At 62.4% G+C, this 17,117-nt stretch carries 14 protein-coding genes; 2 read left to right on the top strand and 12 right to left on the bottom strand.

Annotation, left to right across the window (positions count from 1 at the left end; translation table 11 throughout):
* Positions 1-46: 46 nt before the first annotated feature.
* The 12 genes from purD to gcbA form a co-directional block, all read right to left on the bottom strand.
* Positions 47-1,339, bottom strand: coding sequence for a phosphoribosylamine--glycine ligase (gene purD / locus K5E37_RS17685; protein WP_221534683.1), 1,293 nt, complete (start codon positions 1,337-1,339; stop codon positions 47-49).
* Positions 1,340-1,486: 147 nt separating this feature from the next.
* Positions 1,487-3,094, bottom strand: coding sequence for a bifunctional phosphoribosylaminoimidazolecarboxamide formyltransferase/IMP cyclohydrolase (gene purH / locus K5E37_RS17680; protein WP_102688348.1), 1,608 nt, complete (start codon positions 3,092-3,094; stop codon positions 1,487-1,489).
* Between the two features lie 82 nt (positions 3,095-3,176).
* The gene (gene fis / locus K5E37_RS17675) at positions 3,177-3,497 is read right to left on the bottom strand and encodes a DNA-binding transcriptional regulator Fis (protein WP_002555375.1); all 321 of its coding nucleotides are present in this window, start codon (positions 3,495-3,497) and stop codon (positions 3,177-3,179) included.
* Positions 3,494-4,504 (bottom strand): tRNA dihydrouridine synthase DusB, encoded by a 1,011-nt coding sequence (dusB, locus tag K5E37_RS17670; protein WP_221534681.1) that lies wholly within the window; start codon positions 4,502-4,504, stop codon positions 3,494-3,496. The genes fis and dusB overlap by 4 nt, the downstream gene beginning before the upstream one ends.
* Positions 4,505-4,689: 185 nt before the next feature.
* Positions 4,690-5,958, bottom strand: coding sequence for a DUF3426 domain-containing protein (locus K5E37_RS17665; RefSeq protein WP_221534680.1), 1,269 nt, complete (start codon positions 5,956-5,958; stop codon positions 4,690-4,692).
* A gap of 30 nt (positions 5,959-5,988) precedes the next feature.
* Positions 5,989-6,867 (bottom strand): 50S ribosomal protein L11 methyltransferase, encoded by an 879-nt coding sequence (gene prmA / locus K5E37_RS17660; RefSeq protein ID WP_007951025.1) that lies wholly within the window; start codon positions 6,865-6,867, stop codon positions 5,989-5,991.
* A gap of 166 nt (positions 6,868-7,033) precedes the next feature.
* Positions 7,034-8,392, bottom strand: a complete 1,359-nt coding sequence (accC, locus tag K5E37_RS17655; RefSeq protein WP_064593229.1) for an acetyl-CoA carboxylase biotin carboxylase subunit — start codon at positions 8,390-8,392, stop codon at positions 7,034-7,036.
* 17 nt (positions 8,393-8,409) lie between these two features.
* Positions 8,410-8,877 carry an acetyl-CoA carboxylase biotin carboxyl carrier protein gene (gene accB, locus K5E37_RS17650; RefSeq protein WP_007951023.1) on the bottom strand — a complete coding sequence of 156 codons (468 nt, stop codon included), beginning with the start codon at positions 8,875-8,877 and terminating at the stop codon, positions 8,410-8,412.
* Between the two features lie 24 nt (positions 8,878-8,901).
* On the bottom strand, positions 8,902-9,357 hold the full coding sequence (gene aroQ / locus K5E37_RS17645; protein ID WP_221534678.1) for a type II 3-dehydroquinate dehydratase: 456 nt from the start codon (positions 9,355-9,357) through the stop codon (positions 8,902-8,904).
* 132 nt (positions 9,358-9,489) lie between these two features.
* On the bottom strand, positions 9,490-11,247 hold the full coding sequence (locus K5E37_RS17640; protein ID WP_221534676.1) for a protein-disulfide reductase DsbD: 1,758 nt from the start codon (positions 11,245-11,247) through the stop codon (positions 9,490-9,492).
* 58 nt (positions 11,248-11,305) lie between these two features.
* On the bottom strand, positions 11,306-12,349 hold the full coding sequence (locus tag K5E37_RS29720; RefSeq protein ID WP_371807403.1) for a methyl-accepting chemotaxis protein: 1,044 nt from the start codon (positions 12,347-12,349) through the stop codon (positions 11,306-11,308).
* Positions 12,350-13,302: 953 nt separating this feature from the next.
* The gene (gene gcbA, locus K5E37_RS17630) at positions 13,303-14,973 is read right to left on the bottom strand and encodes a diguanylate cyclase GcbA (protein ID WP_085609200.1); all 1,671 of its coding nucleotides are present in this window, start codon (positions 14,971-14,973) and stop codon (positions 13,303-13,305) included.
* 427 nt (positions 14,974-15,400) lie between these two features.
* Here gcbA and K5E37_RS17625 point away from each other — a divergent pair, with 427 nt between their 5' ends.
* Positions 15,401-16,468, top strand: coding sequence for a DUF2333 family protein (locus tag K5E37_RS17625; RefSeq protein ID WP_039772049.1), 1,068 nt, complete (start codon positions 15,401-15,403; stop codon positions 16,466-16,468).
* A 3-nt stretch (positions 16,469-16,471) separates the two neighbouring features.
* Positions 16,472-17,029 (top strand): NUDIX hydrolase, encoded by a 558-nt coding sequence (locus K5E37_RS17620; protein ID WP_221534671.1) that lies wholly within the window; start codon positions 16,472-16,474, stop codon positions 17,027-17,029.
* Positions 17,030-17,117: the final 88 nt, after the last annotated feature.

Raw genomic sequence — 17,117 nt, 5'->3', positions numbered from 1 at the left:
GTCCGGCAAGGGCGATGAGCCCCTGCCGGAAACACAGCGTAGCTTATTACTGAGACTCACCGCGTTCACGGGCAATGGCGCGGTAGCCAATGTCGGTGCGGTAGAAGCAGTCTTCCCAGTCGATGGCCTTGGCCAGTTTGTAGGCCTGCTCCTGCGCAGCGCCAACGCTGGCGCCCATGGCAGTGGCGCACAGCACCCGACCACCGGCCGTCACGACCTTGCCGTCCTTGAGCGCAGTACCGGCGTGGAAGACCTTGCCTTCCAGTGCGGCGGCTGCGTCCAGACCGTTGATCGGCGCGCCCTTGGCGTAGTCGCCCGGGTAACCGCCGGCGGCCAGCACGATGCCGACGCTCGGACGTGGATCCCACTGTGCTTCAACCTTGTCCAGCGCCTGGGCCAGTGCGGCTTCGACCAGCAGCACCAGGCTCGATTGCAGACGCAGCATCACCGGTTGGGTTTCCGGATCGCCGAAACGGCAGTTGAACTCGATGACCTTCGGATTGCCGGCCTTGTCGATCATCAGACCGGCGTACAGGAAACCGGTGTAGACGTTGCCTTCGTCGGCCATGCCGCGCACGGTCGGCCAGATCACCTGGTCCATCACGCGCTGGTGCACGTCGGCGGTGACCACTGGTGCAGGGGAGTAAGCACCCATGCCGCCGGTGTTCGGGCCGCTGTCGCCGTCGCCGACGCGTTTGTGGTCCTGGCTGGTGGCCATCGGCAGAACGTTCTTGCCGTCGACCATGACGATGAAGCTGGCTTCTTCGCCGTCGAGGAATTCTTCGATGACAACGCGCGAACCGGCGTCGCCAAAGGAATTGCCGGCGAGCATGTCGCGCACGGCGTCTTCGGCTTCGGCCAGGGTCATGGCAACGATCACGCCTTTACCGGCGGCCAGGCCGTCGGCCTTGATCACGATCGGTGCGCCTTTTTCACGCAGGTAAGCCAGGGCCGGCTCGATTTCGGTGAAGTTCTGGTAGTCGGCCGTCGGGATCTTGTGGCGCGCCAGGAAATCCTTGGTGAAGGCTTTCGAGCCTTCCAGCTGCGCGGCGCCGGCGGTCGGACCGAAGCAGTCCAGGCCACGGGAGCGGAACAGGTCGACGACGCCGGCCACCAATGGCACTTCCGGACCGACGATGGTCAGGGAAACGTTTTTCTCGGCGAAGTCAGCGAGCTGCTCGAGGGCCAGCACGTCGATGGCGACGTTTTCGCACTTGGCTTCAATCGCAGTGCCGGCGTTGCCCGGTGCCACGAAAACTTTCTGCACACGCGGATCCTGAGCCACTTTCCAGGCCAGTGCGTGTTCGCGGCCACCGCTGCCAATGATCAAAACATTCATTTCAAAAACCTCAAAATTCTGTCAGGCGCTGCTGGAGCGCTTTATGTGGGAGCGAGCCTGCTCGCGAAAGCGGTGTGTCAGTCAACGTCAACGTCGCTGGCAGATTGCATTCGCGAGCAGGCTCGCTCCCACATTTGAATCTGTGTATCAGTGACGGAAATGGCGCATGCCGGTGAATACCATGGCAATGCCTGCTTCATCGGCAGCAGCAATCACTTCAGCATCACGCATCGAACCACCCGGCTGGATCACCGCCGTGATACCGACCTTGGCCGCATTGTCCAGACCGTCGCGGAACGGGAAGAACGCGTCCGACGCCATTACCGAACCCGCCACTTGCAGGCCGGCGTGCTCAGCCTTGATCGCCGCGATACGCGCCGAGTTCACGCGGCTCATCTGGCCGGCGCCGACACCGATGGTCTGACGGTTCTTGGCGTAGACGATGGCGTTGGATTTGACGAACTTGGCCACTTTCCAGGCGAAGATCAGGTCGTGGACTTCCTGTTCGGTCGGGGCGCGCTTGGTCACCACTTTCAGGTCGTCGGCGCCGATCATGCCGATGTCGCGGCTCTGTACCAGCAGACCGCCGTTGACGCGCTTGTAGTCCCAGGCCGGAACGCGATCGGCCGACCACTCGCCGCAGGCCAGCAGGCGCACGTTGGCCTTGGCTGCAACGATGGCGCGGGCTTCTTCGCTTACGCTTGGGGCGATGATCACTTCAACGAACTGACGCTCGACGATCGCCTTGGCGGTCTCGGCATCCAGTTCACGGTTGAAGGCGATGATGCCGCCGAACGCCGATTCGGTGTCAGTGGCGTAGGCCAGTTCGTAGGCCTGACGGATGCCGCCTTCGGCGTCCGGGCTCACGGCCACGCCGCACGGGTTGGCGTGCTTGACGATCACGCAGGCCGGTTTGACGAAGCTCTTCACGCATTCCAGCGCGGCGTCGGTGTCGGCCACGTTGTTGTACGACAGTTCCTTGCCTTGCAGTTGGGTCGCGGTGGCGATGCCGACTTCGGCAGGCTTGGCTTCAACGTAGAACGCCGCGCTCTGGTGCGGGTTCTCGCCGTAGCGCATTTCCTGGGCCTTGATGAACTGGCTGTTGAAGGTGCGCGGGAATTCGCTGCGGCCTTCGGTGCTGAGGGTGTCAGCGGCCTGGTTCACGGTGCCCATGTAGTTGGCGATCATGCCGTCGTAGGCGGCGGTGTGTTCGAACGCCTTGAGCATCAGGTCGAAACGCTGAGCGTAGGTCAGGCCGCCGGCCTTGAGGTTTTCCAGGACGTTGGCGTAATCGCTGGCATTCACCACGATGGCCACGTCTTTGTGGTTTTTCGCCGCCGAACGGACCATGGTCGGGCCGCCGATGTCGATGTTCTCGATGGCGGTCGGCAGGTCGCAGCCTGGCTTGCTGATGGTGGCTTCGAACGGGTACAGGTTGACGGCTACCAGATCGATCGGCTTGATGCCGTGCTCGTTCATGATGGCGTCGTCGATACCGCGACGACCGAGGATCCCGCCGTGGATTTTCGGGTGCAGGGTTTTCACCCGACCGTCCATCATCTCTGCGAAACCGGTGTAATCCGCGACTTCCACTGCGGCCACGCCGTTGTCCTGCAGCAGCTTGAAGGTCCCGCCGGTGGAAAGGATTTCCACGCCCAGGGCTTCCAGCTCCCTGGCGAATTCGAGGATCCCGGTCTTGTCGGAAACACTGATCAAGGCGCGGCGGATCGGCAGGCGGGTAGTCTGGTCGGTCATCTCAATTTCCATCAAAAGCAAGGGAAGTCAGCAAAAAAGGCGACCGGTTTTACGCGGGCGCCTTTCTGGTTTGATTGAATGCTTACAGCAGATCGTACTGCTTGAGTTTCTTGCGCAGCGTGCCGCGGTTCAGTCCGAGCAGCTCGCTGGCCTTGGTCTGGTTGCCCTTGACGTAGTTCATCACGCTTTCGAGCAGGGGAGCCTCGACTTCGGAGAGCACCAGGTTGTACACGTCCGTGACGGACGCGCCCTCAAGGTGGGCGAAATAATTGTGCAGCGCCTTCTCGACACTCCCGCGAAGGGTCTGGCCTTCTTCGCTCGGGGTATTGAGGTGCTGTTTCAAATTCACGTTGTCGCTCACGGGTGTTGTTCCACTCACTAAAGTCTCGGTCATCATCGTCATGCGGCCACCCCTTCTCCGTCCCCTGTCAGGCTCTTGTAACGTTCGGCGAAGAACTCCCGAACGTTGGCGCATTGTGTTTCCGTACCATCCAAACGATTGAAGTGGGCGCGAAACTCCCTGGCGCCCGGCAAGGTTGCGAGATACCAGCCCACATGCTTGCGGGCAATTCGCACGCCCATCACGTCCCCATAGAAGGTGTGAAGGGCGGCCAGATGCTCAAGCAGAATGCGTTCCACCTCGATCAGCTCCGGCGCCGGCAGTTTTTCGCCGGTACGCAGGAAGTGTTCGATCTCGCGAAAAATCCATGGCCGCCCCTGGGCAGCTCGGCCGATCAACAGGCCATCGGCACCGGTCGCGTCGAGCACGTAGCGGGCCTTTTCCGGCGATACGATGTCGCCGTTGGCAAAGACCGGAATCGACACCGCCTGCTTGATCGCGGCAATGGTGTCGTACTCGGCTTCGCCGGTGTACAGGTCGGCGCGGGTGCGGCCATGCACCGCCAGCGCCGTGATCCCGGCCTGCTCGGCGATCTTCGCCACGGTCAGGCCGTTCTTGTTGTCGCGATCCCATCCGGTGCGGATCTTCAGGGTCACCGGCACATCAACTGCCGCCACGACGGCGTTCAGGATCTCGGTAACCAGTGCCTCATCCTTCAACAACGCGGAGCCGGCGGCCTTGTTGCAGACCTTCTTCGCCGGGCAACCCATGTTGATATCAATAATCTGTGCGCCCAGTTCGACGTTGGCCCGGGCAGCATCCGCCAGCATCTGCGCATCGCCACCGGCGATCTGCACCGAGCGTGGCTCGGGATCGCCTTCGTGGATCATGCGCATGCGCGACTTGCGGGTGTTCCACAGGCTCATGTCACTGGTGACCATTTCCGAGACTACAAGCCCTGCGCCCAGACGCTTGCACAGCTGACGAAAGGGCTGGTCGGTGACACCCGCCATCGGGGCGAGGATCAAGCCGTTCTGCAATGTATATGGGCCGATGCGTACCGCCGACATAGGACTTCCCTGAAGTGGGGCCGGATCATGAGAGTTCGAAAAAGGGTTGGCATGATACCCGCTCTCGATGACTGGATAAAGGCTGAATTGAACAAAATCTGAACAGTTATTCTGTTATTACCGCCGGTTTGGTCGTGCGCTGCGCAGTCAGAAAACTGTCGTCAATCCGGGAGCGGTGAAGCGTTTCACTCGGGCGAGTGGAAACTCAGGCTGTAGTTCACGGCTTTCGGGCCTGGATCGAGGATGTCCAGGGCGATGTGGATCGGCGTCTGCGGCGGCATTTCCGCCATGCCTTCGAGGTCGCCGTTGAGGTATTCGCCGGGTTTGAAGCGACGACTGGCGATCAGGTGACCGTTGAGGTCGGCGAAGCGCAGCTCCAGCAGCGGAAACGGCTGCGAGAACGGCGCGCGGTTATAAATGATCGCGTCCACCACCAGCGCACCGCTGAATTCCGGGTGGCTGCGCACCACCAGATTGCTGCTCTTGATCTTGGCGATATCGACCTTGGACGGCACCGTGCAGCCGATTTGCGGGCACAGTTGCTGGAACCACGGCCGGTATTGATCCTGACGCGCCAGTTCATCGAAGTGATAGGCGATGTACTGTCCGCCCAGGCCGGCAGCGGCGAGTACGATCAGCAACAGCCAGAGCAGGCGGCGGCCCCAGGGCGAGCGGCGTTTCTGCCAGTCCAGTTGCAGCGGATCATCGGTCAGATCCTGCAAGGCTTCGGCGCGAACACTGGATTCGACACGTTCGCGTTTTTTGCGCGCAGGTTCGATCAGTGGCAGTTCGTCGTCGACGTCGTCGCTGGCCGACAGGCGTTCGCGGCGGGCATTCGGGTCGATCGGATCGTGCAGACGCAGTTGCGGGATCGGCGGTTCGTCATCGAGATCCACCGGCTCCAGCGACAGCGAAGGTTCAGTGCGCTCCGGTTTGATCGGCTCGGGCTCGACGACGTCGGGTTCATCTTCGACTTCGGGTGCGCGCTCATCTGCCGGTTCGCTGAACAGGCTGTCCGGCCACGTCGTGTCTTCCGGTTCGTGGCTATCGCGGCGAGCGCTCAGGGCGTCTTCGCGCGGGCGACCGAACTCGGTGGTCGGCTGGATTTCCCGTTGTTCGAGGCGGGCCAGTTCTTCGTCCAGATCCAGGCTGTCCAGATCCAGCTCGGCGGCGCTCCATTGCTTCTGGCTGGTGGCGCGCGGCTCGGGCGCTTCGACGATGGCCGGCGGCTCGACAGGCGCAGGCTCGCTGATCGGCGGTGGTTCGCTGATCAACGGCGCCACTGGCGTGACCGCTTCCTTGCCTGCGTGTTGCTCCAGCAATTGCTTGGCGGCATTGAACACTTGCAGGCAGGAGCCGCAACGAACCACCCCGCGGGCCACGCTCAACTGAGCGTGGCTGACACGGAAACTGGTTTGGCAATGCGGGCACTGGGTGACGAAGCTGTCGGTCATGCGGCGATCCGGATTGAGCAGGCGGTCATTCTAGCGCCGACGGCCGGTGATGCGCACCCAGCCATCACGATTGGCGATCGGGTCGAGATCGAAGTCCTGCGCGTAGGCGGCAGCGACTTCGTCACCTTGTTCGGCGAGGATCCCGGACAGCGCCAGGCGCCCGCCGGACTTGACCAGGCCGGACAGTTGCGGCGCCAGGGAAACCAGCGGACCGGCCAGAATGTTGGCGACCAGTACGTCGGCTTTGACCTGCGGCAGGTCTTCCGGCAGGTACAGCGGGAACAGTTCGTCAGCGATGTTGTTGCGCCCGGCGTTGTCGCGGGAGGCTTCGAGTGCCTGCACGTCGATGTCGGTGCCGACGGCTTCTTTCGCGCCGAGCAGCAGGGCGGCAATCGCCAGAATCCCCGAGCCGCAGCCGAAGTCCAGCACGTTGCAGTCTTTCAGGTCCTGGCCGTCCAGCCATTCCAGGCACAGGGCGGTGGTCGGGTGGGTGCCGGTGCCGAATGCCAGGCCCGGGTCCAGCAGCAGGTTGACCGCGTCCGGCTCCGGTGCGGCGTGCCAGCTCGGCACGATCCACAGGCGCTGACCGAAACGCATTGGCTGGAAACCGTCCATCCAGCTGCGTTCCCAGTCCTGGTCTTCGATCACTTCGCTGTGGTGCTCGGGCAGCGGGCTGCCAGTCAGCAGTTCCAGATGGGCCAGTACCGGAGCGGCTTCGGTGCCGCCCTCGAACAGGGCCAGCAGGTGGGTGTGCGCCCACAGCGGGGTGGTATTGAGTTCCGGTTCGAAGATCGGCTGATCTTCGGCGTCCATGAAGGTCACCGAAACGGCGCCCACTTCAAGGAAAGCGTCTTCGTAGGTTTCGGCTTGTTCTGGGCTGATGGCGAGACGGACTTGCAGCCAAGGCATGGCGGGCACCTGTGAAAAAGATTGATTGCAGCCTAGCGGCCTGCGAGAAGCGCGCAAGTTTACGCGAGCGCGACGGTTTTGTGGGAGCGGGGAATGTGTGAGCAGATGAAACCTTCGGAAACAACAAAGCCGCCCGAAGGCGGCCTTGTCTGGTGCGGGCTGAAGCTTAGTGCTTCTCGCCAGCCAGCTTGTGCTCGAGGTAGTGAATGTTCACGCCCCCTTTGCAGAAGCCTTCGTCACGGGTCAGATCACGGTGCAGCGGGATGTTGGTCTTGATCCCGTCGACCACGATTTCGTCCAGGGCATTGCGCATGCGGGCCATGGCTTCGTCGCGGGTCGCGCCGTAAGTGATCAGCTTGCCGATCAGCGAGTCGTAGTTCGGCGGAACGGCATAACCGCTGTACAGGTGCGAATCGACGCGAACGCCGTTGCCGCCTGGAGCGTGGAAATGCTTGACCGTACCCGGGCTCGGCATGAAGGTCTTTGGATCTTCAGCGTTGATCCGGCATTCCAGCGAGTGACCGCGGATGACCACATCATCCTGGGTATACGACAGCTTGTTGCCAGCGGCGATGCTGAGCATCTCCTTGACGATGTCGATACCGGTGACCATTTCCGAAACCGGGTGCTCCACCTGAACACGGGTGTTCATTTCGATGAAGTAGAAACGACCGTTCTCGTACAGGAACTCGAAGGTGCCGGCGCCACGGTAGCCGATGTCGATGCACGCCTTGACGCAGCGGGCCAGGACTTCCTTGCGCGCGTTCTCGTCGATGCCCGGTGCCGGCGCTTCTTCGAGAACCTTCTGGTGACGGCGTTGCAGCGAGCAATCGCGGTCACCCAGATGGATGGCGTTGCCCTGGCCGTCGGACAGAACCTGCACTTCGACGTGACGCGGGTTGGTCAGGAATTTTTCCAGATAGACCATCGGGTTGCCGAACGCCGCGCCTGCTTCGGAGCGGGTCAGTTTCGCCGAGGCGATCAGGTCTTCTTCCTTGTGCACCACGCGCATGCCGCGACCACCACCGCCGCCGGCGGCCTTGATGATCACCGGGTAGCCGACTTCACGACCGATGCGCAGTGCCGTTTCCTCGTCTTCCGGCAGCGGGCCGTCGGAACCTGGAACGGTTGGCACGCCCGCTTCGATCATCGCGTGCTTGGCCGATACCTTGTCGCCCATCAGGCGAATGGTTTCGGCTTTCGGGCCGATGAAGGCGAAGCCGGAGTTCTCGACCTGCTCGGCGAAATCAGCGTTTTCCGCGAGGAAACCGTAGCCTGGGTGAATGGCGGTAGCGCCAGTCACTTCGGCGGCCGCGATAATGGCCGGGATGTGCAGGTAGGACTGAGCGGCAGAAGCCGGGCCGATGCAGACGGATTCGTCTGCCAGACCCAGGTGCATCAGCTCTTTGTCGGCCTTGGAGTAAACGGCGACGGTCTTGATGCCCATCTCTTTGCAGGCACGCAGAATCCGCAGGGCGATCTCACCGCGGTTAGCGATCAGAACTTTTTCCAACTTCGCAGTCATCAAAGGCTCTCCGCAGTTCAAACGATGGTGAACAGCGGTTGGTCGTACTCAACCGGCTGGCCGTCTTCGACGAGGATGGACTCGATCACACCGCTGGTTTCAGCTTCGATGTGGTTCATCATCTTCATGGCTTCGACGATGCACAGGGTGTCGCCTTTCTTCACGGTCTGGCCGACTTCAACGAAGGACGGCGAGGTTGGTGAAGATTTGCGATAGAAGGTGCCGACCATCGGCGAACGGGCAACGGTGCCGTTCAGCGCTGGAGCAGCAGCGGCAGCCGGAGCTGCTGCAGCAGCAACCGGAGCGGCAGCGGCGGCAGGTGCAGCGGCCGGAGCCTGCATCGGAGCCGGTGCGTAATACTGCTGCGCCGGGGTCTTGCTGTGACGGCTGATGCGTACGGACTCTTCGCCTTCCTTGATCTCGAGCTCGTCGATGCCGGACTCTTCCAGCAATTCGATCAGTTTCTTAACTTTACGGATATCCATGAATCATCAACTCCCAAGGGTCGGTCAGGGGCGTATAGCTTGTTGTTCAAGCTGCTCTAGTGCAGCCTCCAGGGCCAGTCGATAACCGCTGGCGCCAAGGCCGCAGATCACTCCTACCGCTACGTCGGAGAAGTAAGAGTGATGGCGGAAAGGTTCGCGTTTGTGCACGTTGGACAAATGCACTTCGATGAATGGGATGCTCACTCCCAGCAGCGCGTCACGTAATGCGACACTTGTGTGTGTAAATGCTGCCGGGTTGATCAGAATGAAGTCCACGCCCTCGCCGCGTGCGGCGTGGATGCGGTCGATCAATTCGTACTCGGCGTTGCTTTGCAGATACAGCAGATGATGGCTGGCTTCACGGGCGCGGCGTTCCAGATCCTGATTGATCTGCGCCAGGGTGGTCGACCCGTAGGTCCCGGGTTCCCGGGTGCCGAGCAGGTTCAGGTTGGGGCCGTGCAGCACCAGTAGCGTTGCCATCTGCGTGTTCCTTGTTATGGGTGAGCCTTCGTCAGAACCCGGCGACTATGCCGCAAAGACTTTGTGACTGTCCAGTTCTCTGCAATAGCCAGCACGATGACCGATGTTTGCGCAAAATATGTGACTGACTGATTAAATCCGGTCATTCGCTTTGGCGACACGTTCGGCGAAGTCGCTGGCGTTGATCTCGCCGATCACCCGCACATCGCGACGTTCCACCCCGTCCTTGCCGAAGAACATCAGCGCCGGTGGGCCAAACAGGCTGTAGCGGTCGAGCAGGGTGCGCTGTTCGGCGTTGCTCGCGGTGATATCGAAGCGGATCAGCCGATAGCCCTTGAGCCGATCGACGACTGTCGCGTCATTGAGCACTTCGTGTTCGATGACTTTGCAGCTGATGCACCAGTCGGCGTACCAGTCGAGCAGCAGCGGGGTGCCGGCGGTTTTCGCTTCGAGCAGCACTCGATCCAGTTCCGCCGGGGTGCTGACGGTCTGCCACGAACCGCTGTTTTGCGCGGTCGAGCCACTGTCGGCAAGGCGTGCCGGGGCTATCGGATTCAGCGGGTCGGTCTGCCCGCTGAACGCGCCGTACCAGCAGGCCAGCGCATAAAACAGCAGGAACATGCCGAGCAACTGGCCGAGGCGTTTGCGCGGCGGTTTGTAGACGAATTCCAGAGCGCCGAGGAACAGGCCGACACCGCCGGCCAGCAGGCCGATCAGCAGCAAGGTGATCTGCCCCGGCAACACCCGGCTGAGCAACCCGATGGCCAACCCGAGCAGCAACACGCCGATGCCGTTCTTCACGTACATCATCCACGGCCCGCTTTTCGGCAGCCACGCTGCGCCGCCGGTGGCCACCAGCAACAGCGGCGCGCCCATGCCCAGCCCGAGCATGAACAGCTTCAGGCCGCCGCCCAGCGCATCGCCGCTGGCGCTTATATAAAGCAGCGCGCCGGCCAGCGGGGCGGAAACACACGGGGATACCAGCAGACTCGACACCACGCCCAACACCGCCGCGCCCCACAGCGAGCCGCCTTCAGTACGCCCGGCGATCCGGTCGAGGCGGCTGCTGATGAAGTGCGGCAGTTTCAGCTCGAACACGCCGAACATCGCCAGCGCGAACACCGCAAAGAACATCGCAAACGGCACCAGCACCCACGCCGATTGCAGCCGCGCCTGCAAATTCAGTTGCGCGCCGAACAGCCCCATCAGCGCGCCAAGCAGCGCGAAGCACGCCGCCATCGGCAGCACATAAGCCAGCGACAGATTGAAGCCGCGCCAACCGCCGACCTGCCCGCGCAACACCACGCCGGACAGGATCGGCAGCATCGGCAACACACAAGGCGTGAAGGTCAGGCCCAGGCCCGCCAGGAAGAACAGCGCCAGATCACGCCAGTCCCAATCCGTCACCGGAGCGGACGCGTCACTTGCCGCTGCGTTGCCCTCGATGCTCAGGCGTTCGGTTTCCGGTGGGTAGCACAAACCCTTGTCGGCACAGCCCTGATAGGTGACGGCCAACGTAAACGCCCGGGAATCATTGCGCGGCAGCTCCACATCGAGAATGCCGTGGTAGACCTCGACGTCGCCGAAATACTCGTCGTGTTTCTGTTCGCCTTGGGGCAGTTGTGCGGCGCCAAGTTTTACCTCGGCAGGCTCGGCACGAAACTGGAAGCGATGGCGGTAGAGGTAATAGCCTTCGGTGGCGACGAAGCGCAGTTTGACCGATTGCGGCGTGCTCTCGACCAGGCTCAGTTGAAAGGCTTCGCGCACCGGCAGGAAATCGGCGCTGTTGTTGACCGAGCCAAGCGTGGCGCTGGGTTTGCTGTCGAACAGACCGGCGGCGCCGGCCGGCAGGGCGAAGACGAAAAACAGCAGGCAGAGCAGACGGCGCATGACAATCTCGCGAATCAAAGGTGCGGGAATGATAGCGGACTTGGCCCTGCGCTGTGTGTCACACGCGGAACGCCTGCACGGCGGTGTGCAGCTGACCGCCCAGTAACAGCAGGTTCTCGCCTTGCTCGCGGCCCTGACCGATGCGCAGCAGATTGTCCCCGCCCAATTGGTGAATACGCTCGCTGTGATCGCGGATCTCGCTGACCGCGCCGCTCTGTTGGGCGGTGATGTCGGCGATGCGGACGGCCGTGTCGGAGATGGTCTGGATCGCGCCGACAATCTTGTCCAGTGCCCCGTCCGCCGATTGCGCCTGATTGGCCGTGGCCTCGGCGTGTTCGACCTGCGCGCGCATGCCCTCGACCGATTGCCGGGCGGCGGTTTGCAGGCCGGCAATCAGGGTCTGGATTTCCGCGGTGGCGCCGGCGGTGCGTTGCGCCAGTGATCGGACCTCTTCGGCCACCACGGCAAAACCACGGCCCATCTCCCCGGCGCGGGCGGCTTCGATCGCCGCGTTGAGCGCCAGCAGGTTGGTCTGGTCGGCAATCGAGCGGATCACCGTCAGCACGCCGCCGATGGTTGCCGACTCTTCGGCCAGGTGTTCGATCATCTGCGCGTTGCCTTGCACTTCGCCGACCAGTGCGTGCAGACCAGTGAGGCTCTGGCCGATCACTTGTTGCCCATGTTCGACGGCCAGTCCGGCATGACGACTGGCGTCGGCGGCCTGGCGCGCATCGCCGGCCACTTGCTGGATGGTCGCTTCCAGTTCGCCGAGGGAATCACGGATCAGCGCGGTATCGCCGGCCTGATGTTCGGCGCCGCTGTGCAAGTCATTGCTCAGTTCGGCGAGGGTGCGGCTGCTGCCGGCCACTTGCTCGGCATTGCCGCGAATCGTCCCGACCAGATCCACCAGATAGGCACGCAGACGATTGAGCGAGGCTTCGATGTCGTGCAGTTCGCGGTTGGTCTTACCCAGATGAATGTCGCGGCTGAAATCGCCTTCGGCCCAGGTCGACAGCGCTGGGGCGAGGTTGGTCAGGGTGCGGGCCAGGCGTCGCTGCAGGGTGTCGATCAGCAGCGCGATCAGCAGGATCAGGCCGATCATCACGCCTTGCATCAGCCGCACTTCGCCCTGGATCTGCCCGTGCTGGGCACGCACCACGGGTTCGAGACCAGCGATGGCCTGCTGCACGGCAGCGATTTTCTGGTGGGTCGCGGTGCTCAGGTCGGTGCGTTTCTGGATCTGCTCGCGGGTGCGCGCCAGCTCGGCCGGGTAACGGCCGAGCAAACTGTTGAGCTCGCGTTTGAGGCCGACGCCGGCGTCTTCGGCAGCGGCTTTTTCCGTGCTTTCAATGCCCATCATCGCGGCGAAATCGTCGCTGCCGGACTCACTGCTGGCGACCACGCCGAGCAAGGGCAGGGCGTCGATCGTCTGGGCCTGGGTGCGGATGTTGCTGACTTCGCGCTCGACATCGGCGGCCAGTTCACTGCGTCCGCTGCTGACCAGTTTGTCCCGGGCCAGCGACAGTTTGCCCAGATGCTGAGATGCGACCAGCAGGGGCGTCAGGTAGGTCGCGTTGCCGCCGGCGTAGGTGCTGAGCTGGTCGAGGCTGGCGCTCAATTCGCGCTCAGCCTGCAACAGCAGGGCCTGCGGATCACCGGCCAGTTTGCCGGCGGCCAGCAGGTCGGTCTTGCTGAATTCGTCGAGGCCGGTGAGGCTCGGGCGCAGTGTGTCGGCCAGCGCGGGCGGCAGCTCGCCGAGTTCTTTCTGCAATTGATCGATGGCCTGGCTGGCGCTGCTCAGGCGCAGGGCGTCGCCGCTGGCGAGGTAATCCTCGACGTTGCGTGCCACGTCATTCTGAAATTGCTGCGACAGTCCCAGGTAACGCTCCATCAACAGATACGGGCGCTCCAGGGCTTTCTGCGACCACCACAGCGTGGCGCCGAGGGCCACGCAGACGGCGACCAGCAACAGAGTATTGAGATTGGTGAGCAACTTCAGGCGCATGACGGCTACCAACGGCAGAATGGTAAGCGCCTGAATTTATTGCGGTTCTGTTACAGGGTTATGACCGATTGGGTCGAATCCGATGAAAAAGTGGCACTTTGCTTTGAGTCGCGCGCGGTCTGCACCCGGTTGCGTCCTTCGCCCTTGGCGCGGTACAGCGCCTCGTCGGCCTGGCTGGCCATCATCAGGCTGTCGGAGTCGTCGTGCATTTCCACCACGCCGGCACTGAAGGTGCACCACAGATCCTGCGGCTGGGCCGGATAGTGAATTTCGGCAAAGCGCTGGCGGATTTCGTCGAGCACTTTGTGCGCCGCTTCTATATCGGTGTCCGGCATGACGATGGCGAATTCCTCGCCGCCGTAACGGCCGATGAAGTCGGTCTTGCGCAGACGCTGCTTGAGAAACAGCGCCAGGCTCTTGATCACCCGATCGCCCATGGGATGGCCGTGGCTGTCATTGACCCGCTTGAAGTGGTCGATGTCGAGCATCGCAAAGCTCAGCGGCTTGTTCTCACGGCGGGCGCGGAACGAGCAGTCTTCGAGCAATTGCAGAATGTGCGTGTGGTTGTACAGGCCGGTGAGGCTGTCGCGGACCATCCGTGCCTTCAAGTTGCGCGCGCGGGCGGCGCGGTTGCGCACAGTGGTGATCAGGTGGCGCGGCTTGATCGGCTTGGTCAGGAAGTCATCGCCACCTTCGCTCATGGCGTCGAGTTGCTTGTCCAGATCGTCTTCGGCCGACAGGTAAATGATCGGCACGCTGACGTAGCGGTCGTTGTGGCGGATGACCTTGGCCAGCTCGGTGCCGGTGCAAGCCGGCATGTACATGTCGAGGATGATCAGATCCGGCTGGAAGTCCGCCAGCTCGGCCATGGCCTGGATCGGTTCGATCAAGGTGCGGGTGACGATCCCGGCGCTGTTGAGCAGGCGTTCGGTGTGCAGGGCCTGGGCGCGGGAGTCGTCGATGATCAGCACTTTATAGGGTTCGTACTGGGCGACGCAGGTCAGGACTTCGATCTTCTCCAGCAGGCTCGAGGCTTCGAGGGTGCCGGTGAGGAATTCCTGGCCACCGGCGCGCACCGCCGCGAGGCGGGTCGGGGTGTCGGTTTCGTGCAGGCTGAAGAACAGCAGCGGCAGCGGTTCTTCCAGACCTTGCTGAGCTTCGGCGGCCAGTTTCAGGCCGACGCCGGCGCCGCTGAAATCCACGTCCATGACAATCGCGGCCGGCAGGCGCTCGACCATCGAGGAGCGAAACGCCGACACGCTGTCCAGCGCCTGGGCGCTCAGACCGAAAAACTCCAGCTGCTTGGCCAGCCGCTCGGCGCGGTCGTGATCCTGCAGCATCACGTAGATCGGTTTGCGCAGGGGCGGCAGAAAGGTCTGATCAAGCTGATCGCCATGGCGCAGGCCGGTGCGCGACAAGCGCTGCATCAAACGGTTGAGATCGGTGATCAGGCCGCTGCTCAGGCGCCCGCGATTGGCGTCCACCGCTTCCAGCGACTGGCTGATGTGGCGGGCCAGCTGCGTGTGTTCGGGCTGTTCGAAGCGCTCGGCAAAACGCAGCAGGCGCAGATTGGCCTCGCTCAGTTCGGCGAGATCGGCAGTGGACCACTCACTGCGTTGCAGGCGCTGCCATATCTCAAGAATCTGACGTGCCTGATGAATTACCCGCTGGGCAAAGTGGTGCTTGAGGCGCTCGCGGCTGGGGTCTTCTGGCTCGGTCATATCCTGACTACTAGTTAGGGTGCATGCTGAGATCGACTGGTGGCTCTATGCTAGCACCTCTTTTCCCTTACATGAGTGTCGTACGTCAATAATCTGCGGTACGACGTCATTCAGTTTCTGACTGCCGGGTTTCAATTTGAACCTGATCGTCGGGGAAGTCCCATCTACCGGGCATTTGCCGATCTGTGCGCCGGTGAATTTCTCGGAGGATGAGAAAGGTGGGGCAGGGTGTTTGTGCTGTCGCGTTGCGGGTATCGGCATCGAATTGGTGGTGAATCGGATATCGGGGAATCCCTTAGGGCGGCCTGTCCGGGCCTCGTGTCGGGTGGCGAGACAACGCCTGTCAATATTGACGGGTGCCCGGTCGAGGCACGTTGTTGTATGGTTGTGGTCGAACCGTTGAACCCAAGATTGAAAGGATATCGCCATGCTGGACTGGAAGAACCGCGCGGGCAGCGCGCCTGAACGTGCCGCCGAGCCCAAGTCGGCCGCCCGCAGCTATGTCGGCGGGCTGTTGTTCAGCCGGGCGCTGGCCACGCTGGTCGCCATTTACCTGTTGGTGACCATCGGCCTGGGCTGGTACTGGAGCCAGGAGCCGGCGCTGTTTCCCGTGGCGCAGAACGCCCAGGTTGCCGCCGAGAAAGAGGGCAAGCAGATGGTGGTCGGCTACACCACCGTCGAAACCCTGAAAACCGTGGCCGGCACGTTGCTCGACAAGCCGGGCGGTTACATTTCCAACGACCGTTTCCCGCCAGGCCTGTGGATGGACAACATGCCGAGCTGGGAATACGGCGTGCTGGTGCAGGTCCGCGATCTGACCCGTGCCCTGCGCAAGGATTTCGCCCGTTCGCAGTCGCAATCGGCTGAAGACGCCGACCTGGCCAAGGCCGAGCCGCGCTTCAACTTCGACAACAAGAGCTGGATCCTGCCGTCCAGCGAGTCGGAATATCAGGAAGGCATCAATTCCCTGAGCCGTTATCAGGCGCGCCTCTCCGACCCGACCCAGAAAAACGCGCTGTTCTACGCCCGCGCCGACAACCTGAACAACTGGCTGGGCGATGTGGGCACCCGTCTCGGTTCGCTGTCGCAACGCCTGTCGGCCAGCGTTGGCCGGGTCAAGCTCAACACCGCGCTGAAAACCGAAGTGCCGGCGGTGGGTGAAGTGCCGCAGGTCGACGAGGAAGTCGTCGAGACTCCGTGGATGCAGATCGACAACGTGTTCTACGAAGCCCGCGGCCAGGCCTGGGCGCTGTCGCACCTGCTGCGCGCAATCGAGGTCGATTTCGCCGACGTGCTGGCGAAGAAGAACGCGACCGTCAGCGTGCGTCAGATCATTCGTGAGCTGGAGGCGTCGCAGGAGCCGATCTGGAGCCCGATGATCCTCAACGGCAGCGGCTTCGGTGTGCTGGCCAACCACTCGCTGGTCATGGCCAACTATATTTCCCGAGCCAACGCCGCCGTGATCGATTTGCGTCAACTGCTCAATCAGGGCTGAGTCATGGACGAGAGCGCCAAAGAGGCGGCCCACCGCGCCGCCTCGGATGCCGAACAGATCGCCTGGGTCGACGAGCAGGACAACCTGCTCGGCGCCCTGGTGCGCTCCGACCTGCGCGAGCGCGGACTGATCGGCCGTGGCACCTACATCATGCTGTTCAACTCCGCCGGTGAACTCTGCGTGCATCGGCGCACGTTGAGCAAAGCCATCTATCCCGGTTACTGGGACGTGGCGGCAGGCGGTATGGTGCAGGCGAACGAGACCTACGCCGAGTCGGCGGCCCGTGAACTGGAAGAAGAATTGGGAGTGAGCGGCGTCGAGCTGACGGCCCACGACCATTTCTACTTCGCAGACACCGGCAATCGCCTCTGGTGTTCGGCGTTTTCGGCGGTGTGGGACGGGCCGCTGATCCTGCAGCCGGAAGAAGTGCTCGAAGCGCGCTTTATTCCGGTCGAGCAGGTCATGCTGGAAATCCAGCAAAAGCCTTATTGCCCGGACTCTCTGGCCGCGTTGAAACGCTATCTGAAGGCTCAGCAAAGCGACGTCGCAAAGAACACATAAATTGGCGCCGATTGGCACTTAGCAATCGGCGTTTTTGCCGTTACACTGCGCGACCTTTTCAAGCTGTGCCGGCCCGCTTTCAGGAGCT

The sequence above is a fragment of the Pseudomonas sp. RIT778 genome (assembly GCF_019718735.1).
GTDB classification, from domain to species: Bacteria; Pseudomonadota; Gammaproteobacteria; order Pseudomonadales; family Pseudomonadaceae; genus Aquipseudomonas; species Aquipseudomonas aphyarum.
This window is presented reverse-complemented; position numbering and strand designations above follow the sequence as displayed.

Bases quoted from the DNA above. Each gene is read 5' to 3' on its own strand.
- purD (WP_221534683.1), bottom strand. From the start codon at position 1,339: ATGAATGTTTTGATCATTGGCAGCGGTGGCCGCGAACACGCACTGGCC.
- purH (WP_102688348.1), bottom strand. From the start codon at position 3,094: ATGACCGACCAGACTACCCGCCTGCCGATCCGCCGCGCCTTGATCAGT.
- fis (WP_002555375.1), bottom strand. From the start codon at position 3,497: ATGACGATGATGACCGAGACTTTAGTGAGTGGAACAACACCCGTGAGC.
- dusB (WP_221534681.1), bottom strand. From the start codon at position 4,504: ATGTCGGCGGTACGCATCGGCCCATATACATTGCAGAACGGCTTGATC.
- K5E37_RS17665 (WP_221534680.1), bottom strand. From the start codon at position 5,958: ATGACCGACAGCTTCGTCACCCAGTGCCCGCATTGCCAAACCAGTTTC.
- prmA (WP_007951025.1), bottom strand. From the start codon at position 6,867: ATGCCTTGGCTGCAAGTCCGTCTCGCCATCAGCCCAGAACAAGCCGAA.
- accC (WP_064593229.1), bottom strand. From the start codon at position 8,392: ATGACTGCGAAGTTGGAAAAAGTTCTGATCGCTAACCGCGGTGAGATC.
- accB (WP_007951023.1), bottom strand. From the start codon at position 8,877: ATGGATATCCGTAAAGTTAAGAAACTGATCGAATTGCTGGAAGAGTCC.
- aroQ (WP_221534678.1), bottom strand. From the start codon at position 9,357: ATGGCAACGCTACTGGTGCTGCACGGCCCCAACCTGAACCTGCTCGGC.
- K5E37_RS17640 (WP_221534676.1), bottom strand. From the start codon at position 11,247: ATGCGCCGTCTGCTCTGCCTGCTGTTTTTCGTCTTCGCCCTGCCGGCC.
- K5E37_RS29720 (WP_371807403.1), bottom strand. From the start codon at position 12,349: ATGATCGGCCTGATCCTGCTGATCGCGCTGCTGATCGACACCCTGCAG.
- gcbA (WP_085609200.1), bottom strand. From the start codon at position 14,973: ATGACCGAGCCAGAAGACCCCAGCCGCGAGCGCCTCAAGCACCACTTT.
- K5E37_RS17625 (WP_039772049.1), top strand. From the start codon at position 15,401: ATGCTGGACTGGAAGAACCGCGCGGGCAGCGCGCCTGAACGTGCCGCC.
- K5E37_RS17620 (WP_221534671.1), top strand. From the start codon at position 16,472: ATGGACGAGAGCGCCAAAGAGGCGGCCCACCGCGCCGCCTCGGATGCC.